Source organism: Nocardioides sp. NPDC057772 (genome assembly GCF_042798075.1).
Lineage (GTDB): Bacteria > Actinomycetota > Actinomycetes > Propionibacteriales > Nocardioidaceae > Nocardioides.
The window spans coordinates 1-2,316 of sequence record NZ_JBHVKN010000357.1; the positions used below are offsets into that span (position 1 = coordinate 1).

1 protein-coding gene is annotated in these 2,316 nt (G+C 69.9%); it reads right to left on the minus strand.

Annotated elements, in window-relative coordinates; translation table 11 throughout:
• Nucleotides 1-54: 54 nt before the first annotated feature.
• Nucleotides 55-2,232 carry a DUF4082 domain-containing protein gene (locus ACFVJS_RS27595; RefSeq protein ID WP_378886738.1) on the minus strand — a complete coding sequence of 726 codons (2,178 nt, stop codon included), beginning with the start codon at nucleotides 2,230-2,232 and terminating at the stop codon, nucleotides 55-57.
• Nucleotides 2,233-2,316 lie beyond the last annotated feature (84 nt).

The window sequence follows — 2,316 nt, forward strand, 5'->3', positions numbered from 1 at the left end:
GCTCCGAAGAGCCTCGCCCCACCTATCCCCCCAATTAGGGACCGTTCGCCCGGCCTACGGCGACGCCGGGCGGAACCTCACGTCCACGAAGTAGTTCGTGGAGTTCCAGGACCGGTTCGGGAGCCCCCCTCCGATCCCATACCGGTACCGGCCGTTGGCTCCGCCCGGAGCCGTCAGCGGGCCGACCGTCCGCGACTGGGTGAGGGCGGCGGGGGTGGACGAGTAGCGCCCGTTGGGGGCGTAGTAGGACACCACGTACACCGCTCCCGGCGTGAGCGCGACCGGGGTCGCCAACGTGGCCTGCTGCCAGCCGGTCGCAGTCTCGTTGGTGAAGGTCACCTGGGCGATCCGGGTGCCGGCCGCATTCCACAGCGAGCCGACGTGGGTGCCGGTGTTGCCGCTGCCCTTGTAGAACCGGATCGCCGTCACCGAGCCCGCCACCGAGGTGGTGAAGGCGGTGCCGACCTCGATCGGCATCAGGTCGAACGTCGACGCGTTCTGCGGGGTCACGCCGGTGAAGAGCGAGACCTCTGTCACGACCGGCGGGACCGTGGTGAACGACCACGTCTGCGTCGGCAGGTTCGCCCCGTCGGTCGAGACCACCCCCGAGACCGTCACCGACACCGTCGCCCCGGCCGGCAGCGCCGCCGACGGGGTGAAGCGCAGCGTACGTCCGTCGCTGCTCAGTGCCGCCGAGCCCGCGACCGAGGACCCGTTGGCCGTGACCGACATGTTCCAGCCGCTCGCGATCCCGGTCGAGAACGTGATCGACGGGTTGACCGAGGTCGCCACCTCGGTCGCGCCCGGCTCCGGGTTCCGCTCGGTGACCGAGATCGTCGGTCCCGCGCGCTGGAAGACGACGTCGGCGAAGTAGTTCGTCGACCCGAACGCGTACTGCGGGAAGCCACCGGCGGCGCCGTAGAGATAGCGCCCGTTGTTACCCGCAGGAGCGGTCAGATCACCTGCGGAGTAGGCGGTCGCGAAGAACTGCGACGTGGTCGCGTAGCGCCCCTGCGGCGCCAGGTAGGAGACGATGTACGACACCCCTGCCTGCACCTCGACCGGACTGGACAGCGTGGCCTGCTGCCAGCCGGAGGCGGTCTCGTTGGCGAAGGTCACCTGGGCGAGCCGCTGGCCGGCCATGTTCCACAGGGACCCGACGTGGGTGCCGCCGTTGCCGGCTCCCTTGTAGAACCGGATCGCGGTGACCCGCCCGTCACGGGTGGGACTGAACACCGTCCCGACCTCGACCGGGGAGGCGTCGTCCTGGGCCTCGACCGCGGGCACCACGTCGCCGAAGAGCGTCTGGTTGTCGGGTGTCTCCGCGGATCTGGTCCGGAACGTCCATGTCTGCGTGGGCAGACTGGCTCCCTCGGTCGAGGTGACCCCGCTGATCGTGACCGTCACATCCGCGGCCGCGGGCAGCAGAGACGTGGGGTCGAAGGTGAGCGTCGTCCCGGAGTTGCCCAGCGTCGTGGTCCCCTGGACCGGCTGGCCGCCCGAGGTCACCGACACGGAGTAGCCCGGGCTGATCGCCGAGGAGAACGACGCCACCACGTTGCTCGCGCGGGGCACCTCGACCGCTCCCGGAACCGGGCTCCGCGAGGTCATCGTCAGCGTCGGCGCACCCTTCTCGAAGACGACGTCGACCATGTAGCTCGACGGCGACGTGGCTGCCGGGAAGCCGGTTCCGTAGGCGTACGCCCCGGCCGTCGAGGTCACCCGCAGCGGCGGCTTCGACAGGTCGGAGGAGGCGAAGGCGTTCGGGGTGGCCGAGTAGTAGCCGTTGGTGCGGTAGGAGGCGATGTAGTCGGTGTTCGCCTGGATCTCCACCGGCGTGGCGAAGGTCAGCGTCTGCCAGCCACTGGTCGACTCGTCGGTGAAGGTGCCCTGGGCGAGCACGGACCCGTTGGCCGACCACAGGGTGCCGGTGTGCGGGGCCGCGTTGTTGACGCCCTTGTAGAACTTCACCCCGGTGACCCTGCCGGCGACGTCAGCGCGGAACCTGACGCCCAGCGTGAGCTGCGCGTTCTCCGGGTCCTGGAGGACCGTCGGTGTGGCGTCCTCGTCATAGAGCGAGCATGGGCACACCCCTGCCGCCGCGGGCGGCTTGGCCGTACGGAACGACCACGTCTTCCCTGTCGAGATCGCCGTGCCGCCGCTGTCCTGACCCGAGAGCGTGGCGGTGTAGGTGACGAACCCGGCGAGGTCGGCGGACGGCGTGAAGGTCACCGTCCGGGTCGTCGAGTCGTACGCCGTCGCCAACTAGCTGATAGGCCGCGGGCTCATCCTGCACCGCCGGAGCTTTCGAACCTC